Source organism: Anabaena sp. FACHB-1391 (assembly GCF_014696755.1).
GTDB lineage: Bacteria > Cyanobacteriota > Cyanobacteriia > Cyanobacteriales > Nostocaceae > Dolichospermum > Dolichospermum planctonicum.
This window is the reverse complement of the sequence record NZ_JACJQS010000090.1, coordinates 1-953: the sequence shown is the minus strand read 5'-3', so window position 1 is coordinate 953 and position 953 is coordinate 1. Positions and strand designations below refer to the sequence as shown.

General features: G+C 53.1%; 1 rRNA gene. It reads right to left on the bottom strand.

Annotation, left to right across the window (positions count from 1 at the left end):
- Nucleotides 1-952, bottom strand: a 16S ribosomal RNA gene (locus H6F62_RS20320); the annotation flags it as partial.
- Nucleotide 953: the final 1 nt, after the last annotated feature.

Genomic DNA, 953 nt, shown 5'->3' with positions numbered 1-953 from the left:
ATTCGTGACATGTCAAGCCTTGGTAAGGTTCTTCGCGTTGCATCGAATTAAACCACATACTCCACCGCTTGTGCGGGCCCCCGTCAATTCCTTTGAGTTTCACAGTTGCCTGCGTACTCCCCAGGCGGGATACTTAACGCGTTAGCTCCGGCACAGCTCGGGTCGATACGAGCTACGCCTAGTATCCATCGTTTACGGCTAGGACTACTGGGGTATCTAATCCCATTCGCTCCCCTAGCTTTCGTCCCTCAGTGTCAGTCTCGGCCTAGCAGAGCGCCTTCGCCACTGGTGTTCTTCCTGATATCTACGCATTTCACCGCTACACCAGGAATTCCCTCTGCCCCGACCAAACTCTAGCTTTGTAGTTTCCACTGCTTTTATTTGGTTGAGCCAAACTCTTTAACAGCAGACTTTCAATGCCACCTGCGGACCCTTTACGCCCAATCATTCCGGATAACGCTTGCATCCTCCGTATTACCGCGGCTGCTGGCACGGAGTTAGCCGATGCTTATTCCTCAGGTACCGTCATTTTTTTCTTCCCTGAGAAAAGAGGTTTACAACCCAAGAGCCTTCCTCCCTCACGCGGTATTGCTCCGTCAGGCTTTCGCCCATTGCGGAAAATTCCCCACTGCTGCCTCCCGTAGGAGTCTGGGCCGTGTCTCAGTCCCAGTGTGGCTGATCATCCTCTCAGACCAGCTACTGATCGTCGCCTTGGTAGTCTCTTACACTACCAACTAGCTAATCAGACGCAAGCTCTTCCCCAGGCAGCAAGCCTTTCACCTCTCGGCACATCCGGTATTAGCCACCGTTTCCAGTGGTTGTCCCCGACCTGAGGGTAGATTCTTACGCGTTACTCACCCGTCCGCCACTGTCTCCGAAAAGACCGTTCGACTTGCATGTGTTAAGCATACCGCCAGCGTTCATCCTGAGCCAGGATCAAACTCTCCATTTTG